Origin of the sequence: Streptomyces lonarensis (assembly GCF_012033735.1) — a bacterium.
Taxonomy (GTDB): Bacteria; Actinomycetota; Actinomycetes; order Streptomycetales; family Streptomycetaceae; genus Streptomyces; species Streptomyces lonarensis.
The window spans coordinates 1-20,580 of the sequence record NZ_JAAVJD010000092.1; the positions used below are offsets into that span (position 1 = coordinate 1).

Annotated in this window: 15 protein-coding genes; 1 reads left to right on the plus strand and 14 read right to left on the minus strand. The window is 73.1% G+C overall.

Annotated features, from left to right (window positions below; all coding sequences use genetic code 11):
* Positions 1 to 234: 234 nt before the first annotated feature.
* From HCN56_RS13350 to HCN56_RS13385, 8 genes are all read right to left on the minus strand, one after another.
* Positions 235 to 1,089, minus strand: a complete 855-nt coding sequence (locus tag HCN56_RS13350) for an SCO2584 family spore wall biosynthesis protein (RefSeq protein WP_167970724.1) — start codon at positions 1,087 to 1,089, stop codon at positions 235 to 237.
* Between the two features lie 49 nt (positions 1,090 to 1,138).
* The gene (locus HCN56_RS13355; protein WP_167970726.1) at positions 1,139 to 2,488 is read right to left on the minus strand and encodes a glutamate-5-semialdehyde dehydrogenase; all 1,350 of its coding nucleotides are present in this window, start codon (positions 2,486 to 2,488) and stop codon (positions 1,139 to 1,141) included.
* 364 nt (positions 2,489 to 2,852) lie between these two features.
* Positions 2,853 to 3,260 (minus strand): DUF8830 family protein, encoded by a 408-nt coding sequence (locus HCN56_RS13360; protein WP_245246508.1) that lies wholly within the window; start codon positions 3,258 to 3,260, stop codon positions 2,853 to 2,855.
* A gap of 285 nt (positions 3,261 to 3,545) precedes the next feature.
* Positions 3,546 to 4,664 carry a glutamate 5-kinase gene (gene proB / locus HCN56_RS13365; RefSeq protein ID WP_312871217.1) on the minus strand — a complete coding sequence of 373 codons (1,119 nt, stop codon included), beginning with the start codon at positions 4,662 to 4,664 and terminating at the stop codon, positions 3,546 to 3,548.
* A gap of 261 nt (positions 4,665 to 4,925) precedes the next feature.
* Positions 4,926 to 5,465 carry a hypothetical protein gene (locus HCN56_RS13370; RefSeq protein ID WP_167970730.1) on the minus strand — a complete coding sequence of 180 codons (540 nt, stop codon included), beginning with the start codon at positions 5,463 to 5,465 and terminating at the stop codon, positions 4,926 to 4,928.
* Positions 5,466 to 5,676: 211 nt separating this feature from the next.
* The gene (gene galE, locus HCN56_RS13375; protein ID WP_167970732.1) at positions 5,677 to 6,648 is read right to left on the minus strand and encodes a UDP-glucose 4-epimerase GalE; all 972 of its coding nucleotides are present in this window, start codon (positions 6,646 to 6,648) and stop codon (positions 5,677 to 5,679) included.
* Positions 6,649 to 6,891: 243 nt separating this feature from the next.
* Positions 6,892 to 8,691, minus strand: a complete 1,800-nt coding sequence (locus tag HCN56_RS13380) for a stealth family protein (protein ID WP_245246507.1) — start codon at positions 8,689 to 8,691, stop codon at positions 6,892 to 6,894.
* Between the two features lie 567 nt (positions 8,692 to 9,258).
* Entirely contained in the window at positions 9,259 to 11,343 is a 2,085-nt protein-coding gene (locus tag HCN56_RS13385; protein ID WP_312871218.1) for a glycosyltransferase, read from the minus strand.
* Between the two features lie 241 nt (positions 11,344 to 11,584).
* Here HCN56_RS13385 and HCN56_RS13390 point away from each other — a divergent pair, with 241 nt between their 5' ends.
* Positions 11,585 to 12,772 carry an acyltransferase family protein gene (locus HCN56_RS13390; protein ID WP_167970736.1) on the plus strand — a complete coding sequence of 396 codons (1,188 nt, stop codon included), beginning with the start codon at positions 11,585 to 11,587 and terminating at the stop codon, positions 12,770 to 12,772.
* Between the two features lie 499 nt (positions 12,773 to 13,271).
* Here the strand turns inward: HCN56_RS13390 and HCN56_RS13395 are convergent, their stop codons facing one another.
* The 6 genes from HCN56_RS13395 to HCN56_RS13420 all read right to left on the minus strand — a co-directional run.
* Positions 13,272 to 15,422 (minus strand): hypothetical protein, encoded by a 2,151-nt coding sequence (locus tag HCN56_RS13395; protein WP_167970738.1) that lies wholly within the window; start codon positions 15,420 to 15,422, stop codon positions 13,272 to 13,274.
* Positions 15,415 to 16,914: a bifunctional cytidylyltransferase/SDR family oxidoreductase gene (locus tag HCN56_RS13400; protein ID WP_167970748.1), complete on the minus strand. Its 1,500-nt coding sequence runs from the start codon at positions 16,912 to 16,914 to the stop codon at positions 15,415 to 15,417. Before HCN56_RS13400 ends, HCN56_RS13395 begins: the two co-directional genes overlap by 8 nt.
* Positions 16,915 to 17,535: 621 nt before the next feature.
* Positions 17,536 to 18,978 (minus strand): GTPase ObgE, encoded by a 1,443-nt coding sequence (gene obgE / locus HCN56_RS13405; protein WP_167970740.1) that lies wholly within the window; start codon positions 18,976 to 18,978, stop codon positions 17,536 to 17,538.
* 251 nt (positions 18,979 to 19,229) lie between these two features.
* A complete protein-coding gene (gene rpmA, locus HCN56_RS13410) occupies positions 19,230 to 19,487 on the minus strand; it encodes a 50S ribosomal protein L27 (protein ID WP_167935087.1) in 258 nt (85 codons plus the stop codon).
* A 14-nt stretch (positions 19,488 to 19,501) separates the two neighbouring features.
* The gene (gene rplU, locus HCN56_RS13415) at positions 19,502 to 19,825 is read right to left on the minus strand and encodes a 50S ribosomal protein L21 (protein ID WP_167935088.1); all 324 of its coding nucleotides are present in this window, start codon (positions 19,823 to 19,825) and stop codon (positions 19,502 to 19,504) included.
* A gap of 296 nt (positions 19,826 to 20,121) precedes the next feature.
* The coding region (locus HCN56_RS13420; protein WP_167970742.1) for a histone H1-like repetitive region-containing protein at positions 20,122 to 20,580 on the minus strand (459 nt) is incomplete at its 5' end.

The following is a 20,580-nucleotide window of genomic DNA, read 5'->3' on the forward strand; positions in this document are numbered from 1 at the left end:
CCCCCACACACGGCGGGGCAGGCGCCGCCCACCGGCGGCACGGTGGGGCTCGCCGGTTGCCCACCTGCACGACGGCCGCGGCGCCTCCGGCTCGCCTGGCACCGGCGCCAGGCGCCGGGAGACCGCCCAGCGCACGCACAGGCGGCCGCCGGGCCGGGCACTGCCGGAACTCCGGGGCGCCGCAGCTCGCGGAAGGCCCGCCGCGCAGCGGCCGCCTCCGGTCGCGCCCGGCCGTCAGGTCGTCCCGGCCGCGGGTTCGGCGAGCACGTCGGTGACCGGCTCGGCCTCGCCCGCGCGGGGCACGACGGCGTCCACGCCCTCGACAGGGGCCACCGGGCGGTCGACCTCCGGTCGCTCGGGGCCCGCACCGGTCGGCGGGGTGCCGCCGGGGTCGGCTCCCGGCAGGTCGCCGGTGCCGGTGGTGCGGGTGGTGTCGCCTGTACCGACCAGGTCGGCGCCGCCCTTCCCCGGGTCGCTGGCCGGGGGTGTGGGCGGCTGGTCGACACGCTGGGCGGAGCCGGCCCGTTGCACGGCGATGAGAGCGAACGCGACGACGCTCAACCCCATCACCATCGCCAGCACGCACGCCACCGGTCGTTGCCATCGACCGGCACGCCCGCCGGCGCCCGGTAGCCCGCCGACTCCCGGCCCGCCGCCCGTGCGTCTGCGGGGAGGCCGTCCCCGGGCAGGGTCGGCCCCACCCGCCGGTTGCGAGCCGGCGGCGGGTGAGGAGCCGGAGCCCCGCGTCGTCGGGGCGGCAAGGCCCTTCCCCCGGGCCACCGGCCCGCCGGGGCCGTACGGGGCGGCTCGGCCGGGCAGGCCGTACCCGCTCGGGCCGAAGGAGGCGCCGCCCCCGTATCCGCCGAGCAGGGTTCCCGGCGGCTGCTGCTCGTCGTCACCCGGATCGGCCTCCGGGTCCCATCCGGCGTAGAGCAGTCGCTCTCGGGCGGATGGTTCGTGGATGCGCGCGGCCTCCACGAAGGCGTCGTCGAAGACCACGTCGGCGAACGCCTCGTCGGCTGCCCCGCGGTCACGGCTGTCGGGCCCTTCCCCGTCCGGGTACGGCGGGCCCCCCACGTCGTCCGGCACGGGCCCAGCCTAGGACGAATGAGCGCCGTATGGGGGGTTCGGCGGAAAATCACCCACGCGTGTGACCGTCCCCCGTCACCACGTACTTGGTCGACGTGAGCTCCGGCAGCCCCATGGGGCCGCGCGCGTGGAGCTTCTGGGTGGAGATCCCGATCTCGGCCCCGAATCCGAACTGACCGCCGTCGGTGAACCGCGTCGACGCGTTGACCATCACGGCGGCGGAGTCGACCAGGGAGACGAAGCGGCGAGCCGCCGCGGTGTCGGCCGTGAGGATGGCCTCGGTGTGGCCCGAGCTCCACCGGCGGATGTGGGCGACGGCGGCGTCGAGATCGGGGACGACGGCGGCGGCGAGGTGGAGACCGAGGTACTCGGTCGCCCAGTCCTCGTCCGTGGCCCCGGCCACGGACACCCCGGCGGCGGCGCCCGCCTGCTGCCAGGTGCTGTCCCCGTGGACCGTCACGCCGGCCTCGGTGAGGGCGGCGAGGAGCTTCGGCAGGAAGACGTCCGCGATGCCGCGGTGGACCAGTACGGTCTCGACCGAGTTGCAGACGCTCGGTCGCTGCGCCTTCGCCGTGACGACGATGTCGACGGCACGGTCGAGGTCGGCACGCTCGTCGACGTAGATGTGGCAGTTGCCGACCCCGGTCTCGATCACGGGGACCGTGGAGTTCTCCACCACGGTCCGGATCAGTGCGGCGCCACCGCGCGGGATGAGCACGTCCACCAGGCCGCGGGCGCGCATCAGTTCGTGGACGGAGTCGCGGCTCTCCCCGGGGACGAGCTGGACCGCGTCGGCGGGCAGGCCGACCCCGGCGACGGCGTCCCGCACGACGGCGACCAGCGCGGTGTTGGAGCGGTGGGCGGAGGAGGAGCCGCGCAGCAGAACGGCGTTCCCCGACTTCAGACAGAGCGCGGCGGCATCCACGGTGACGTTCGGGCGCGCCTCGTAGATGATCCCCACGACGCCGAGGGGGACGCGGACCTGCCGCAGGTCGAGGCCGTTGGGGAGGGTGGAGCCCCGGACGACCTCGCCCACCGGGTCGGGGAGCGCGGCGACGTCCCGGACGTCGGAGGCGATGGCGGCGACGCGGTCGGGTGTGAGGGTGAGCCGGTCGACGATCGCGTCGGAGGTGCCGGCCTCACGGGCGCGGGCGACGTCCTCGGCGTTGGCCGCGATGATCTCGTCGACCCTGGCCTCCAGGGCGTCGGCGATGGCCAGGAGCGCGGTGTCGCGGGGGGTCCGCGGCAGCGGGGCGAGCTCGACGGCGGCGGCCCGTGCGCGGCGCGCGGTGGCCGGCACCGGGGATTCGGCGCTGCCCGGGGACGGCGCGGTGGCGGCGGCCCCGTCGGCCTCGGGGGCGGCTGCGCGGAGCTGGGCGGATTCGGCTGCAGGGCTCATGCCCGCCAAGGTTAGCCCTGCCGGGCACGGCTCCGGCGGCGGTCCGCATGGCGGGCGCCGGCCGGGCTCGCACCGGCGGGGCCGGGGGCCGCGCCGGAGCACGGCGGAGCGGACGGCTCCGGCGGCGCGGACGGAACCGATCGAGTCGGCCGAGCGGGTCAGCAGGGCAGAGGCGGGGCGAGCGGGGCCGGACGGTCGGCAGGGGCGGGCGGGGCCGAACCGGGCCCGGGCCGCCGGTGGCCGCCCTCGCGCCCACGGGCGAACTGCGGCTGTTTCCGGCCGACCGGCGCAGCGGTGGTGCGCCTGCGGGCCGCAGCCCGCAGGCGAACCCGGTGGCCCCTCTGCGGCGCAGCGGTGCGGCGGGTCAGAAGGGGTGGACGCCGACGGGTGAGGCCGGTGCCGGGCCGTGGCCCTCGGCGAGCCGCTGGTGGTAGGTCTCGCGGCCGATGACCTCCAGCCCGACGATCTCCCAGGGCGGCAGCTGGGCGGTGCGGCGGTGCTCGCCCCACAGCCGCAGGGCGACGGCTGCCGCGTCCCGCAGGTCCAGCGCCTCCTCCCAGTACCGGATCTCGGCGTGGTCGGCGGCGTAGCGGCTGGTCAGCAGGAAGGGGTGGTCGTGCGCGAGCTGTTCCAGGGCGCGCCGCACGTCGGCCGGTGGCGCGGGGTCACCGGAGACGCTGAGCGTGACGTGCCAGAGGCGGGACTCCGGCTGCTCCTCCCTGTTGTCGGTCGGACCGGCGGCGGGTCCCTTGCCTCCTTCGACGCTGGCCAGTCGTCTCACCGGCAGCCTCCCGAACTGGAAATCGTCTGGTGGGGCCCGGCGCCCGCCGTGGCGCCGCTGCCCGGTCTCCTGCACCGGGCGGCCAGGCTCCAAGCTGCCAGGTCCCGGGTGGTCGTGCGGGCCGTTTGCCGGAACCTCCGGCGTATGGCGCGGACATTGGCCGATCCCGGGCTCTGTCCTCCGGCGCGCGCGGCGCGCGGACCGGCGTCACTGCGCGGCGGCAGGTCCGGTGGCGCGCCCGGCGACAAAACATCCCACACCACGGCACACGACCCCTCAGCCGCGGGTGAGCACCAGGTCGTCGCGGTGGACGACCTCGCGCTCGTAGTCCGGGCCGAGTTCCCGGGCGAGGTCCCGGGTCGAACGTCCGATCAGTCGGGGGATCTCACGGGCGTCGAAGTTGACGAGGCCCCGGGCGACGGTCCGGCCGTTCTCGTCGCGGAGCAGGATCGGCTCGCCGGCGGAGAAGTCGCCGTCGACGGCGGTGATGCCGGCGGGCAGCAGTGAGCTGCCGCGTTCGGTGATGGCCTCGACGGCTCCGGCGTCCAAGGTGACAGCCCCGCGCGGCGCGGAGGCGTGGGCGAGCCAGAGCAGCCGGCCGGCGGCGCGGCGGCCGGTGGCACGGAACAGCGTGCCGGTGGGTGCGCCGGCGAGCGCGTCGCCGGCGTGGACGGCGGAGGTGAGGACGACAGGAATGCCGGCGCCGGTCGCGATGCCCGCGGCGTCGACCTTGGTGACCATGCCGCCGGTACCCACCCCGGCGCTGCCGGCGGAGCCGATCTCGACGCCGGCGAGGTCGGCGGGGCCGGTGACCTCGGAGATGCGAGCGGCGCCGGGTCGGCGCGGGTCCCCGTCGTAGAGCCCGTCGATGTCGGAGAGCAGGACGAGCAGGTCGGCGCGGACGAGGTGGGCGACGAGGGCGGCGAGTCGGTCGTTGTCGCCGAACCGGATCTCGTCGGTGGCGACGGTGTCGTTCTCGTTGACGACCGGGACGGCGCCCATGGTGAGCAGCTGTTCCAGCGTCCGGCGGGCGTTGCGGTAGTGGACGCGGTGGCTGGTGTCGTAGGTGGTCAGCAGGACCTGGCCGACGCGTCGGCCGTGGCGGGCGAAGGAGGCGGTGTAGCGGGCGAGGAGCAGGCCTTGGCCCACGCTTGCCGCCGCCTGCTGGCGGGCGAGGTCGGTGGGGCGGCGGGTGAAACCGAGGGGGGCGAGCCCGGCGGCGATGGCGCCGGAGGAGACGAGGACGATCTCCCGCTCGGGGTACTTGGCGAGGACGTCCACCAGGGCGTCCACCCGGTCGGCGTCGAGGCCGCCTGCCGCGGTGGTCAGCGAGGACGATCCGATCTTGACCACGATCCTGCGGGCGTCCGCCACGTCCTGCCGTGCCGCTGTCACTGCCTGGCGCCCCTGTTCCGTCCGTTCCGCCGTCCGTTTCCGGACCGGTCCGGCTCAATCTACGGCACGACGCGGCGGTGGGGCCGGGGGTCCTCGTTCCGTGGACGCGGGGCCGCGCGCGCCGCCGTGCCCGACGGGCGGACGGGTCGGTCCGGCACGGCGGCGCGGCACGGCTCAGCGGCACCGTGCGGCGGGTCGGCGACACCCGGGTGAACCCGGGCGCCCGGGTTCACCCGGTCTGCCGGGCCTCGCATGCCGTGGTCAGCCGAGGTCGCCGAGCCGCCAGGCCGTGACGGTGGAGGCGGGCGGGCCGGGGATCTCCAGGAGGAACGAGGCGCCCCAGGCGACACGGAGTCCGCCGTCCGGCAGGGCGGTGATCTCGCGGACGCTGGGCCGGGTGGCGGAGAGGACGGCGTTGAGCGCGAGGGCGCGGGCGTCGTAGCGGGTGGCGCACTGCTCGAAGGGACCGGCGGGCCGGTGCTCGGGCGGGGCGGTGAGGTCCGCGTCGGTGAGCAGGGTGCGTTCACCGCGGGCCAGGCGGAACGCGGCGGGGAGCACGAGCCGGAGCGCGGGGCCGTGCTCGGGTGCGAAGGTCAGCAGGGCGGCAGCGCCGTCCCGGGCCGCGCCGGCGACGCGGGCGCCGAGGAGGGCGTCGGGTCGGGTGGCGGGCAGGAGGTCGGTGCGGGCCGGTCGGGGGGTCGCCCCGCCGGTCGCCGCACCGCCGCGGGCGGTCTTCTCGGTGGCGCCCCCGGTGGGCACCGCGGGTGTGGCGGTGGCCACCCCGGCGTGTTGTGGCGGCATCTCCGCATCACCCCTCACATCGACCTCGCATTCTCCGCACGAACAGCACACAGAGAGAAGCCCTGAAGGTGATCATCTTCATTACGTTCAGGTGTCGGAACGACAATTCCGCGCATAGCGCGAAGCGTTGAGGGCAAGAGATGTGCGCTTTGCGTAAGAGGCCTGATCGGCGAGGCACGGACGGGTGCGGTCCGGGCCTCGCCGCGTCGGCTCACCCGTGGCTTCGGCGGCGGCCCTCAACGGCGGAGGCGACCATCGCGTCCACGTCGTGGGAGGCGTGCCAGCCCAGTTGGGCCCCGATGCGGTCGGCGGAGGCGACGATGCGTGCGGGGTCGCCGGGGCGGCGTTCCACGACCTCGGGCCGCAGTTCGGTGCGGCCGGTGGCGCGCAGCACCCGGTCGATCATCTCCAGGACGGAAACGCCCTCGCCCCGACCGATGTTGAGGGTGAGCCCGGTGCCCTCGGCGGCCGTCTCGAGGTGCTGCGCGGCGGCCAGGTGGGCATCGGCGATGTCGGCGACGTGGATGTAGTCGCGGACGCAGGTGCCGTCCGCGGTCGGGTAGTCGTCACCGAAGACCAGCGGCGGCAGCCCGGCCTCGATCCGCTCCAGGACCATCGGCACCAGGTTGTGGGTGCCCGGGTCGCCGAGTTCGGGGGTGGCGGCGCCAGCGACGTTGAAGTACCGCAGCGAGGCGACGCGCATGCCGTGCGCCCGCGCGGCGGCCCGCACCAGCCACTCCCCCGCCAGTTTGGTCTCGCCGTAGGGGCTCATCGGCGCGCAGGGGGTGTCCTCGGTGACGGTCTCCACGTCGGGCATGCCGTAGACCGCGGCCGAGGAGGAGAAGACCAGCCGCTCGGTGCCGGCGTCGACCATCGCCCCGAGGAGGGTCTGCAGGCCGGTGACGTTCTCCCGGTAGTAGAGCAGCGGCTTCTCGACGGACTCGCCGACCTGCTTCTTGGCGGCGATGTGCACCACGCCGCGGACCCGGTGCTCCGCCAGCGCGGCGTCGAGACGGGCGCGGTCGAGCACGCTCGCGGTGACCAGCGGCACCCCGTCCGGCACCCGTGCGGCGTCTCCGGTGGAGAGGTCGTCGTAGACGACGACCGACTGCCCGGCGGCCCGCATGGCGCGCACCACGTGGGCCCCGATGTACCCCGCACCGCCGGTGATCATCCAGCTCACGCCCACCCACTCCTCACAGACTCGGGCCCTCGGGCCGTCGGCCCGGCAGCCGCCCGGCGGGCGGCGCGGCGCCGCCGTGTGGCCGGGAGCGGCGCCCGGGCAGCAACGTACACCCGGCACGGGGGCCGGTGAGGGAACGGGCCCCGGGCGCGGCGGCCCCGTCGGACGCCGGGGCACGCACCGCGGACCGGGCGACGCGCCACCCGGGCGGCGCCGACGTTCCGCGGGTGGGGCGGGGTGGCGTCAGCGCTTCTCGAAGGCGCTGGGGAACGGGAAGTACTCGTCGAGGAACCGGTTCAGCAGCCGTCCGACCTGTTCGCGGTCCTCGTCCGCGGTGGCGACGTCGTTGAGGCAGATGAAGTCGTGGCCGCGTTCGGCGAGGAGCCGTCCGAGCCGGATCTCCGCCTCTTCCGGGCGGCTGATGTCGACGTAGCAGAGCCGGTAGCGGCCGGGGACGGCACGGCCGGTGAGCAGCGCCTGGTGGTGGTGGAGGGAGGCCCCGGGGGCGATGTCGGTGACGGAGCGGAACCGGGAGGCGGCGGTGCGCTCGAACTCGTCCGGGAACAGCTCCTCCAGCTCGGTCATGACCGACTTCAGCTGGGGGTGGGCGACGTGCATGAACTTCTGGGTGATGTTGCGCTTGTGGGTCTCCCAGATGAGGCGGCGCACGTTGCGGCCGGCGGCGCTGGGGGCCGCTTCCAGGGGGTGGGGCTCGCCGAGGCCGAACTGGGCCGAGGAGAACGGGACCTGGGCGAGTCCGTTGGCGTGGAAGAACTGGTCGGGGCCGATGGGGCGGCCGAGCATGACGTCGTCGTTGAAGTAGACGTAGTGTTCCGAGAGGCCCTCGATGTGGTGGAGCTGGGTCTCGATGGCGTGCGAGTTGAAGACCGGCAGCACGCCGGGGTCGCGGAAGATGTCGCGGTGGTCGACGACGGTCAGGCCGGGAGCCTCGGTGTCGAGCCACTCGGGCACCTGGCGGTCGGTGACGAGGTAGATGTGGCGGACGAACCCGGCGTACATCTCCAGGGACCGCAGGGAGTACTTGAGTTCGTCGTGGCTGACGAAGCGGGACGACTCGGAGCTGGGGTCCTTGCGAGCGCCGGGGCGGTGTTCGTCGCGCCGGGCCTGCCAGGCGGGGTCGTCGCCGTCGACCCAGGTGTAGACGATGTCGACCGGGAACTGGACCTCGTTGACCCGGGGCAGGGTGAACGCCTGGTAGGTGGGGTAGTCCCGCTCGCGGACGGTGAGCAGCGCGGGGACCTGCTCTCCGCGGGGGAGGAAGTCGGAGACGGCGTTGCGGCGCGGCGCGATCAGCGACTCGGCGAGGACGTCCTCGGGGAGGCCCTTGGGGAGCTGCTCCTCGGGGTCGCCGGCGGCGAGGAGTTCGGCGCCGTCGGCCCAGAACTCGACGTCGCAGCCTGACCGGGTGTGGGCGAGCAGCTGGTTGCGCGGCCCGATGAGGAACTCGCCGAACCGCAGGACCCCGGCGCTCGCCAGGGAGTCGGGGAGCCGTCCGTCGATGCGGAACTGGAACTGGGTGACGCCGCCGGAGCGCTGCGGCAGGCCGACGTAGATCGGCCGTGAGCCGTGCAGTTCGTCCATGGCGTCGAGGAAGGCGGCGCGGTCGGCGACGCGGATGCCGAGCTGGTGGCGGATGCCGGAGGAGCCGGGGACCATGAAGTAGGTGATGCCGGCGTGGTCGAGGGCGCGGACCACGAGGTCCAGGTTGTGGGCACCCGCGGCGGCACTGGAGAACGAGGTGACCTCGCGGCCGAGGAGGACGCGGCCGCGGTGCAGGAACTCGCGAACGGTGGGGTCGGCGGCGAGCAGGGGGCGCCGCAGGTGGCGGGCGCGGCGGTGGCGCAGCCGCTCGCCCGGCGTCAGCTGGGTCGAGAGCCAGCCCTTGGCGCGGCGGCGGGCGGCCTCGGGGGTGGCGCGGTTCAGCATCCGGCGGACCGGCAGTGGCACCTTGTTGTATCGACGGACGAAGGAACCCGCCGGAGCGGGTCCCGAGTGGTCTCCGGCGGTAAACGGTGCGTTCATCTCGTCCTGTCCTGGTCGGGCGTCGGTACCGCCGTGCGGCCGGGCGGGTCCCCGTGGTTCACCGCTGGGGTGCCTCGCGGGCGCACACGTGCCACCAAAGCGTAACCTTCGGGACCTGCCGGGCCGGACGGTCGGCGCTTTCATTCTCCGGGCGGGTCCCGGCGGCGCGGGGACGTCGGGCCGCTCTGCGTCCCAGCCTCCCAAGAGCTTCACATCACCGCCATATCCGCTGTCTCCGGCCGGTGTCGCGGGGCTGCCGGCGGGTGTCCGCGGTGGTCGATGCCGACCGGCGGGTACGGAGCCGGTGTGGGGGATGTCTCCGCGTCGGTCGCCGCGCCGGTGTGCGCTCCGCCGAGTGGGTGGTGGGCAGGGTGCCGCGCGCCGAGAGCGACGGCTGCGTGACGGCGGGATCACGGTGCGGGGATGGCGCATCTTGACCGGTGGCGCGGTGGCGGTGCCCGGTGGGCGGAATCGGGGGCCGTCGCGGGAGCGTCCCGATGCGCGGAACGCGGTTCCCGCGACGGCGGCGCCGGGGGCGCGGTCTGCGCCGGGCTGTCGTGTCGGCTGTCAGCCCGTGGTGGGGAAGTGCTCGCCCGGACCGTCGAGCGCGAGGTAGCCGCCCTTGGTGGTGTAGAGCGTCGTGACCCCGCGAGCGTGCCGGGGACGGTGGCGGATCTCGGGAGGCGTCGCGAACACCGGCGCGGGTGCGGGCTTGGGGCGGACGTCCCAGTGCCGGCCGCCGGACTCGATCGTCAGCCAGACGTCCCACACGGCGCGGGTGACCAGCGCCGTCGCCCCCGGCTCGGTCAGGTCGAGTGCAGCGGTGAAACCCCGTGGCCCGGCGGTGGCGGGCGCGGTGGGCACCGCTGCGGTGAGCGGCAGGTCGGCGACCACGGCGGCGAGGGGTTCGGTGGGCGGCTGGGGAGGGCGTCCGCCGATGAGGCGTCGCAGCGTGCCGAGGCCGGCCCTGGGGGCGGGGCGGGGCTCGCGCGGGCGCAGCGCCAAGGAAAGGTGCAGCAGGTCGCCGGGGATGTGTGCGAGCCAGGCGGCGCCGGTCACGGTGAGGCGGTCGTCCTGCCATGACAGGTCGGTGACCACGGCGCCGGCGGTCACCGGGTGGTGGGTGCCGCCGATATCCAGGGAGAACCGGCGCGACGTGGTGACGTAAGGAACGGCGCCGACGCCGCCGGCGGGGGTGGCGAGCAGTCGACCGGCGGGGACGGCGAGACCGGTGGTGTCGGGGGCCGCAGAGAGTCGCACGGTGCGGTCCATGCCGTGAAAGCGAACGGCCAGGTAGGCGTCCCAGACCCCGGCGCCGACAGCGGCAGGGTCGACAGCGGCGGGGTCGACGGCGGCGGGGTCGACGGCCGCATGCCACCGGGTGGCAGTTCCGGGAGTTCCGTGGGGGGCCGGGTCGGCGTCGACACGCAGTTCGCTGCCGTTCTCACGGTGGCGCAGCACAAGGGCGGCCTCGGCGGAGTCGAGGTCGACGCCGGTGACCCGGCAGTCGCCGGTGAGTCGCAGCAGGTCGTCGTCCCAGCAGGAGCTGAGCAGCCGCGCCTTGAGGCGGAGACGGTCGGTGACGTCGAAGTACTCGTCGGGCAGCGGTTGTTCGGCCGAACGGAAATAGGGGTACCGGCGGTAGGCGCGGCCGTCCTCGAAGTGGATCGGCGCGTCGGAGGCTTCGCCGGACCGCCGCGCCACCTCGGTGGCCCGCTCGATGTCGTCGTCGGCGAGGAGCCGCAGTTGCAGGCTCTCGTAGGCGGGGAGTTCGCCCTGGATCTCCGGGGCCCAATGGCGTGCGTGAAGGGTACGGGCGCGCCGCCAGACCTCGGCGCGAAAGGCGGCGTCAGGGTGGGTGAGCCCGACGGGGAGCATGTCCTGGGCGACGGTGCGGAAGTGCCGGCCGAGGAGCCGGGTGCGGCCGGCACCGTCGTCGACGCCGTCGGCGACGAGGTCCATGAGCGTCTCGACGTAGCGGACGACCTCTTCGACGTTGCGGCTGCGCTGCATGATGTTGCCGCCGTCGTCGCGCTGCCGAAGGTAGTAGCAGTCGTAGTCACCGACGACGGAAGTCCCGCCGGAGACGAGGTGGAACTCGGTCACGAAGACCTGGTCCTCGCCCCACCAGAGAGATTCATCGAAGCGAATTCCGTGATCGGTGAGGACGGATCGCCGGTAGAGTTTCTGCGGACTAAGGGCTCGGTATATCTCCGAGGCATAGAGATCGACCTTCCCACTCTTCGCATATGCCTTCACGGACGTGCTCCTACCCACGCCGACGAGCTTGCCGAGCACCATGTCGGAATTGTCGCGGTCAGCTGCCTCCAGCATGAGTTCGAGGGCTTTCTCCCCGAGCATGTCGTCGGCATCCATGAGGAATACGAAACGGCCGGCGGCGAGGTCCATTCCCTGGTTGCGCGGGGCACTCGGACCCCCCGACCCGACATCGCGCCGTATGAGCCGCACATTGGGGTGGGCCTCGGCGCGCCGCCGCAACTCGAGCTCGCTGCCGTCGTCGGAGGCGTCGTCCACCACGATGACCTCGTAACGCGACGGGTCCAGAGACTGCGCGAACAGAGAGTCGAGGCATTCGACGAGGTACGGCATGGAATTGTAGACGGGAACGACAACGGACACATCGGGTTGCACGACGAACCTCCGGTAGCCCTGCTCAGCGTGCGACCAGCCTACCGGCCGGTCCGCTTTCAGAACGGCGTATCGCCCGGCACGGGGACGCGAACCGGCCGCGGCCGGTTACGTATCCGTTAGCTGTCACTGCCCGGGATACCGGTATGATCAGCCGGATGTCCACACGCGTGAGCCGCACCTGTGGTCGACGACACACCCGATGGGCATTTCATCACCGACTCGTAACGACTTCGGAGCCTACGTGGCGCGCATCATGAAGGGGCTTTTCGGCAGAAGAGCCCGCAGCAAGTCCCGCGACCCCTGGTGGGACAACGTCCGGTACACGTCCGGGACGCTGGTGGTGGTGGGGCACACGATCGAGCCGCTCCGCCACATGGAAGGGCCGCTCTGGCTCTGGTTGGTCACGTGGGCGCTGCGGCTTCCGGTGTTCGTGATGGTCTGCGGCTACTTCAGCAGCGCCGGCCCGCTCAACCTCCGGGAGGCGCGGCGAATAATCGAGTCCATCGCGCTGCCGTACGTCTTCTTCACCGTGCTGCAGACACTGCAGGTGCGGTGGTTGGAGGGTGAGTGGAAGATCTACCTCGGGCTGCCCAAGTGGACGCTGTGGTTCCTCCTCTCGCTCATCGTGTGGCGGGTCGCGCTGCCCTATGTGGTGGCACTGCGGTTCCCGTTCACCCTGACCGTGCTGGCGTCGCTGGCCATCGGCTACTTCAACGAGTTCGGTTCGGAGTTCTCGGCGTCCCGGACCGTCGCGCTGTTCCCGTTCTTCGTGCTGGGGTGGAAGATCCGGCAGGGCTTCCTCGCCGGGGTGTTCGGCCGGGGGTGGACCCGCTGGCTGAGTGTCGGGCTGCTGCTGGGGTCGGGGGTGGTGGCGTGGCTGGTGCGCGAGGACGTGCGGATCGGCTGGACGACGCTGGCCGCCCCGTACGTCTCGCAGATCGAGACCTTCGGGTTCGCGTGGGCCTGGGTGTTCCGGGCAGCGCTGCTGACCTGGGGCGTGGTGCTGGGTCTGTGCCTGATCAACCTGGTGCCGCGGCGGCGCATCCCGGTGGTGACCTACCTGGGCGCCGGCGGCATGTACATCTATCTGCTGCACCCGCTGGTACTGCGGCCGCTGCGCGAGACGGGGATCTTCGAGCAGGTCGGCAGCCGTGAGGAGCAGGTGCTGGCGGTGCTGGCGGCAGTGGCGCTGGCCGCTGTCCTGGCCTCGCCACCGGTACGAGCCGTGATGAAACCGCTGGTCCAGCCCAGTGTGCCGTGGCTGTTCTCACGGGAGGTGCGGGACTCCTCGGTGCGGAAGCCGGTGGCGTCCGCCGGGTCGGCCGATCCGGCGGGTACCGGGACGACGACGGCCACGGCGGAGCGGTCGGACGGTGTGACGGCTCCGGCCGTCGGCGAGCAGCAGCCGGCCGGCTCCGGGAGCCGCTGATCGGCGCGGCAGGTGCGTGGGATGCGCGGGCCGTCGTCCTCCGGGGCGGCGGCCCGCAGCGCGACACCCCGCTGAGCTGCGGTTCGGCCGGCGCGGCGCGATGTCCCGGTGTGATGCCGCGGCCCGGAGCCAGGGGCTCCCGTCCGTTCGGCGGGACGGCTCGACCGGTCCGCGCCCGGTGGCACCGGTGGTGGTGGCCCGCAGCCGCTCGTACTCGTCCCGTCCGGGGTGGCACCGGGGCAGGCGTACCGAGCTCCGTCCGGCCTTCCGAGCCCAGCCGCTGGCGGTGGTCCGGTTCGATCCCAGCTCACGCGCCACCACGGTCACGTTCCCCACGGCATGCGGCCGCGCAAGGAAACGCTCCCGCACGCCCGCGCGCTCATCGCGTCCAACGACCACGGTCCTTGCAACTCCCACAGATCGCGGGTGTTGCAAGGACCGTCAGAGCCCAAGGACGAGAGGTGGGGCTCCGTGTGACGCGGTGCGGCGCCGGCCGAGGTCAGGCGAGCGTCTCCGGGACGCGTTCGGTGGCCTGCCGCGGGATCAGGCCGGTGGCCTGTCGCGAGTAGGCCGGTGCGGCGGGCACCGGTTCGGCGGCGGTTCCCAGCGGATACGCGTGCAGCGCCCGGGCGTGCAGTGACTCCACCGCGGTGTTGAACTGGGTCATCGCGGAGGGCTCGTCCGGCCCGAGCAGGTAGCGCTTCAGCTCGACGCGGTGCTGGGCGAGCGGGTCGTCCGCGGTGGCGGCGACCGTCCCCAGGATGTCGTCGAGTTCGGCGCAGTCGCTGCCCAGCAGGTAGGCGGCGCCGGCGGTCGGGTTGAGCAGCCGGTACTGCTCGGCGTCCTCGTCGTGGGCGTTGGTGACCACGTACGGCTTGCAGCTGGCGACGAAGTCGGAGATGACGCTCGACATGTCGCTGATCAGCAGGTCGGCGTGGTTGAAACAGTCGTACAGCGAGGGCAGCCGGTCGGTGACCACCAGGTGGCATCCGCCCTGGTACGCCTCGTCCCAGAAGAGCTCGCTCCAACGGGTGCGGAGTTCCGCGATCTCGGCCCGCACATCGCGCGACTCCCAACGGGCGTCGCGGGTCCACTGCAGCCAGTCGCCGTCCTCGGAGCGGCCGGAGATCTCGGCGATACGGCCCTCGATCTCCGCCAGTCGGCGGTCGGTCGCCGCGACGTGCTCGGGGTCGCGGCGTGCAGCGCGCCGCTCGTTGTCGCGGTGCAGCAGTCGACGGACCTGTGCGTCGATCCGCTCGACCTCGGGGGACCGCTTGCCGGTGAGGGGGTGCGGCTTGTAGATGACGCGTATGTCGTCGCGAGCGAGCAGGCCGCCGATGATCCGCTCGCCCATCGGCAGCAGCGAGGTGTGGCAGGCCTCGTCGGTCCACCCCTCCCAGGTGGGGCCGTAGAGAACGGTCAACGGCCCGGGGGTCCGCTCGGCGGGCGCGGGCAGCACCTCGGAGAGCTGGGGTCGGCCGACGGACACCAGCGAGTCCGGGTCGATCGCGTGCCGCACCCGCTGGTAGCGGTCGCGGCCGCCCTGCCCGGCCACCCATATCTCGTCGAAGACCCGGCTGACGCGGTTGCTGCTGGCGAGCTTGTCGCTGTCGCCGTGTCCGATGAAGACGTGCTTGGCCTCGGCCTTCTGCAACATGTGCACGTTCTTGCCTGCGTTGCCGGGGTAGAGCACGACCCGCAGATCGGAGAGGTCCAGCAGGGCGAGGTCGTCGGCCTTGCGCATGCAGACGACGGGCAGCCGGGTGCGGTCGAGCTGGGTCATCGCCGCGGTCTCGCGGAGGATGATGATCGCCCGCCGGTCGAGCTTCTCCAACGTGTCGATCCACATGTTGACCTGGTACATGAAGTCCTGGCCGGTGGCGGCGAAGGTGAAGTAGAGCGCGACCTCAGGGCGGTACTCGGCGAGCCGCCGGTTGAGCACCTCGATGATCTCGGGAGCTTCGGGGATGCGCCGGTTCTGCCGGGCGTAGAGCGCCAGCTGCGCCGCGGCGACCAGTGTCACCAGGGTCGCCAGGCCGGCGAGTGCCAGCCAGCCGACGCCGAAGCCGGCGAGGACCGCGGCGGCAGCGGCCGCCAGCAGGATCTCGGGGCCGGGTACCCGGGTGAGACCGCGCTGCCGCCACTTGGCGGAGTTCGGCGCGGCGGGCACCTTCAGCTCGCTCATGTCCATGTTGAGGACCGCGACGGGGACGTTGCGTCGCTTGTTGCGGTAGCCGATCAGCGGCGCGTGGCTGCCGTTGGCGCTGAAGTACACGGTGACCAGCAGCGCGAAGACGGTGACGCCGGACATTTCGTTGACGACGGCGAGCAGCACCAGCAGCATCAGCCGGTTGAACTCGCGGAGCCGGTCGCCGAACCCGAACCGGCGGAGCACCGCGTTGGCGACACGGCCGCGGAGCCGCAGGTGCCAGTCGGTGACGTAGTTGACGGCCCAGGCCGCGAAGAAGAGCGTCGGGTTGTCGCTGATGGCCGCGACGGCCAGCAGGACGGCGCTGACGCCGAACACGACGGAGGTGACCAGGGGCAGCCGACCGTAGCGGTCGATCAGTCGGGTGAGGGTGGAGCGCTCGTCGCCGGGGGAGTCGACGGTGTGCTGCGCGGAGCCGCTGCCCGCGGGGCGGTCACTCACCGACGGCCCCCACGTCGAGGGAGGCGGCGAGGGCGCGGTCGAAGCTGCCGGCGGTCGAGGCGTCGGCGGTGGGGTCCTGCTGCCGGACGTCGATGACGTGACCGGTGAGGGTGGAGAGCAGCACGTCCAGCGAGGTGCGGGCGACGGCCTCGGAGGAGAGCAGGCTGCCGGCGGGTTCCTGGCCGAACGCCTTGGTGCGCATCGGGGTGGCGGTCCGCTCGGGGTTGACGCAGTTGACGCGGATGCCGTCGCCGGCCCACTCGTCGGCCAGCGCCTGCGTCAGGTTGACCATGGCGGCCTTGCTGGAGGAGTACAGGCTGTACTCGGCGCGGCCGCGGGTGTAGCTGCTGGAGGTGTAGAGGAGCAGCTGGCCGCCGGTCTCGGCGAGGTACTTGTGGGCGGCGCGCGCCATGTGGACCGGGGCGAGGTAGTTGACGCGGAGCGCTTCCTCGATGACCTCGGGGTCGGTCTCGGCGAGGCGCCCGATGCGCAGCACGCCGGCGGTGTTGACCACGTGGTCGATGCGGCCGGTCTCGGCGTAGGCCCGCTCCAGTGCCTGGGCGACGTGGTCCGGGTTCTCGACGTGGGTCCCGGTGGTGGAGCGACCGAGCGCGTAGACCGTGGCCCCGTAGCTCTCGGCGAGCTCGGCTATGTCCTTGCCGATGCCGTAGGAGCCGCCGAAGACGACCATGGTGGTGCCGGTCAGCAGCTCGCGGTAGGCGGCCTCGTCGGACTGGGCCGGCGCGGCGGTGGAGGCCAGCTGGTACAGCTTGTCGGCGATGTAGACGTCGACGGGCTGGGTGACCTTCATGTTCCACTCGTCGCCCTGGACGACGTGGATCGGCACGTCCGGCAGGTACTTCAGGACCACCGAGCAGTCGTCCGTCGCCTGGAAGTTGGGGTCGCCGGCGGCGACCTCGTAGGCGCGGCGGATGGTGGAGAGGTGGAACGCCTGCGGGGTCTGGCCGCGGCGCAGCCGCGAGCGGTCGGGGACGTCGGTGATGAACTCGCCGTCGTCGCCGTGGGTGCGGGTCACGATGATGGTGTCGGCGGAGGGGATGGCGACGTCCACCGCCTGGTGGCGGGCGAGTGAGGCGACGCAGTCGCTGATGACCCGCTGCGAGAGCAGCGGGCGGACCGCGTCGTGGAAGAGGACGTGCCGCTCCTCGCCGTCCGCGAGCCCCTCGCTCAGCGCGGCGATGGCGCGCTCGGTGGTCTCGTTGCGGGTCGCGCCGCCCTCGATGACCCGACTGACCTTGGTCAGACCGCTCTTGGCGACGATCTTCTCGATCTCGGCCGTGTAGCCGGGGGTCATCAGCACGATGACGTCGTCGATGTCGTCGGCCTTCTCGAAGACCGCCAGCGTGTGCTCGATGACCGCCTTGCCGGCGATCTTGATGAGCTGCTTGGGTATGGACAGCCCCACCCGCTGACCCGTTCCCCCGGCCAGTACGACCGCCGTGGTCCGAGGACGCGCCGCACTGCTCTGGATGGACAAATCCCGCTCCCGCCGATGTGACTGTGATACGAACGTCTGCCGTGAAGAAGATTAACGCCCGCACAACAGTGACTCGCCAACGAAGGCGATCGTTGCCAAGCGTTATGCCTTTGTGACGTCTCGTCGGTGTGGCGCTGCACACTCCGTCACTCGACGGGGTAGGGGCACCGGGCGTCACCCGGGGCGGCGCAGCCGTCGCCCGCCCCACCGAGCCCCTGCGCCCCCGCTGACGCGCCCGACGGGGCGTCAGCCGTCCCGGTTCGGCCGCGGCCGAACCGCGCGACCCGTCCGGTGCCGCGGTGGCCCGGTGGTGTCCGCCGCCCTCCGCCGCATCGACCGGGGGCACCGGAAGGGGGCGCATCCGGCGCCGCATGCGCCGCGCCAAGCGGGAAGGAGCCGTGCGGAGCGGCGCGACCATGGCGCCTCACTCCCCCGGCGGGCCGGCGGACCTGCCGTGGCCACCGGCCACCCGCGCGCCGGCGACCGCACGGGGACGCACCCTTCTCCCCCGCCGCGACGGTGACCGGGCCTCCGAGGGGCGCGGCCGGCCGGTGCTCCGGCCGGGCGCCCGGACGGTGCTCAGGCCGGTCGGTACTCACCCGCCGCAGCCGGCGGTCACTCGGTGAAGGGGTCGAACTCCCGGTAGTCGCGCTCGGCGTCGTCCCGCTCGGCGTCCCGGTCGCGCCGGCGCTGCGCCGCCGGCCGGGGCGCCTCCATCCGGTGGTCCTCACCGCGTCGGCCGAGCATCTCGGCACCGGCGGTCACCGTCGGCTCCCAGTCGAAGACGACGGCGTTGTCCTCGGGGCCGATCGCCACGCCGTCGCCCTCCCGGGCGCCCAGCCGCAGCAGTTCCTTCTCCACGCCGAGCCGGTTGAGCCGGTCCGCGAGGTAGCCGACGGCCTCGTCGTTGTTGAAGTCGGTCTGGCGGACCCAGCGTTCGGGCTTCTCGCCCCGCACGCGGAACATCGCCTCGCCCTCGGCGACGACGGTGAACCCGGACTCGTCCACGGCCTTGGGCCGGATGATGACGCGGGTGGCCTCCTCGACCGGGACCGCGGCACGTGCCGTGGCGACGAGCTCCGCGACCGCGAACGACAGCTCGCGCAGCCCCTTGCGGGAGACGGCGGACACCTCGAAGACGCGGTAGCCCCGCGCCTGAAGGTCGGGGCGGATGATGTCGGCGAGGTCCTGGCCGTCGGGGATGTCGGTCTTGTTGAGCGCGACCACCCTCGGCCGGTCCTGCAGGCCGCCGTAGGCGGCGAGTTCGGCCTCGATGACATCGAGGTCGCTGACCGGGTCGCGGTCGGACTCCAGCGTGGCGCAGTCCAGGACGTGCACGAGCACCGCGCAGCGCTCCACGTGCCGCAGGAACTCCAGGCCCAGCCCCTTTCCCTGGGAGGCGCCGGGGATCAGGCCGGGCACGTCGGCCATGGTGTAGACCGTCTCCCCCGCCGTGATCACCCCGAGGTTGGGCACCAGGGTGGTGAAGGGGTAGTCCGCGATCTTCGGGCGCGCGGCGGAGAGCACCGAGATCAGCGAGGACTTGCCGGCGCTCGGGTAGCCGACGAGCGCGACGTCGGCGACGGTCTTCAGCTCCAGGACGATGTCGCCGTCGTCACCGGGCTCACCGAGGAGGGCGAAGCCGGGCGCCTTGCGGCGCGCGGACGCCAGCGCGGCGTTGCCGAGCCCGCCGCGTCCGCCGCGGGCGGCGACGAACGCCGTGCCCTCGCCGACGAGGTCGGCGAGCACGTTCCCCGCGCGGTCCAGGACGACGGTGCCGTCGGGCACCGGCAGCAGGAGGTCGGTCCCGTCCTTGCCGGTGCGGTGGTCGCCCTCGCCCGGCCGCCCGTTGGTGGCCTTGCGGTGCGGGCCGTGGTGGTACTCCAGCAGCGTGGTGACGTCCCGGCTGACCTGGAGGACCACGTCCCCGCCGCGGCCGCCGTTGCCGCCGTCCGGGCCGCCGAGCGGCTTGAACTTCTCGCGGTGCACGGAGGCGCAGCCGTGGCCCCCGTTGCCCGCGGCGACGTGCAGTTCGACGCGGTCGACGAAGGTGGTCATGGTGGCCTCCGGGCTGTGATGGCCTCCCGCGCCGCACGGTCGTGGTCGGACCGGACGCCGGGAGACGGTGGAACGGGTGAACCGCGCCGAGGCGCGGGTGGTGCGGGGCCTTACGGGTACTGCGGTGGTGCGGTCGCCGGCGGTGCGCCGTCCCGGGGGGGCGGCGCACCGGGCAACGACGAGGGCGGATGCGCTCGACGCATCCGCCCTCGTGAGACGTCCCCGGTGGGACGAGCCGGCCCTGGGCCGGATCAGCCCTCGACCGGAACGATGTTGACGACCTTGCGGTCACGGCTGCGGCCGAACTGCACCGCGCCCGGCTGGAGGGCGAACAGGGTGTCGTCGCCACCGCGCCCCACGCCGGTGCCCGGGTGGAAGTGGGTGCCGCGCTGGCGGACGATGATCTCGCCGGCGTTGACGACCTGGCCGCCGAAGCGCTTGACGCCCAGGAACTGCGGGTTGGAGTCGCGCCCGTTCCGAGTGGACGATGCGCCCTTCTTGTGTGCCATCTCTACTCAGTCCCTTACTTCGCGGCCGGGGCGGGGATGCCGGTGATCTTCAGCTGGGTGTGCAGCTGACGGTGACCGATCCGCTTCTTGTAGCCGGTCTTGTTCTTGTACTTCTGGATCCGGATCTTCTCGCCCTTGTGGTGGTCGAGGACCTCGGCCTGGACCTTCACGCCGGCGAGCACCCACGGGTCGCTGGTGACGGCGTCACCGTCGACGATGAGGATGGTGGAGAGCTCGACGGTGTCGCCGACCTCCTTGGTCGCAAGACGGTCGACCTCGATGACGTCGTCGACGGCAACCTTCTGCTGCCGACCGCCGGTGCGCACGATCGCGTACACGCGCAGACTCTCTCTCATTCGATACGGAGCCCCCGATGCCAGACGGACCGGTCGCGCCGGGAAGAACACCGGTGCGACGGGCTGAGCCCGCCCTCTCCCGGCCAGCGGGAGGAAGGTTGCTCGGGAGCGCGGTGTGACGTTGACTCGACACACCGACTGTCAACCATACGGAGGCGGCCGGGAGCTGGTCAAATCCTCCCGGCCGGCGCTCGGGGCGGCGGCACGGACCGGTGGCCCGGCAGGGACGCGGACGTCTCTGCCGGGCCACCGAGGCGCTCACCGGGCCGCCGACCGCCTCACTCGGCGGGGGCCGACTCGGCCGGTTCGGCGGCGGTCTTCTTGGCCGCCGTCTTCCGGGTCGTCGTCTTCTTGGCCGCCGTCTTCTTCTCGGCGGTCTTCTCGGCGGTCTTCTTCTCCGCCGCCTTCTTGGCGGGCGCCTTCTTGGCCGCGGTCTTCTTCTCGGCCGTCTTCTTGGTCGCCGTCTTCTTGGCCGCGGTCTTCTTCTCCGCGGCCTTCTTGGCGGGGGCCTTCTTGGCCGTCGCCTTCTTCTCGGCGGCCTTCCGCGTGGTCTTCCTCACCGGCGCGGCGGCCTCCTCGGCCGACCCGCTGTCCGGCGCGGGCTCCGCAGCGGGTGCGTCCGCGGTGTCCCCGGCCGCCGGCGCGGCCGTCTCGACGACCAGCACCTCGACCTCACCGGACGCCTCGGGCGAGCCGACCGGGGCGGAGGCCCGTCGCACCGCGCGGCGGCGCGGACG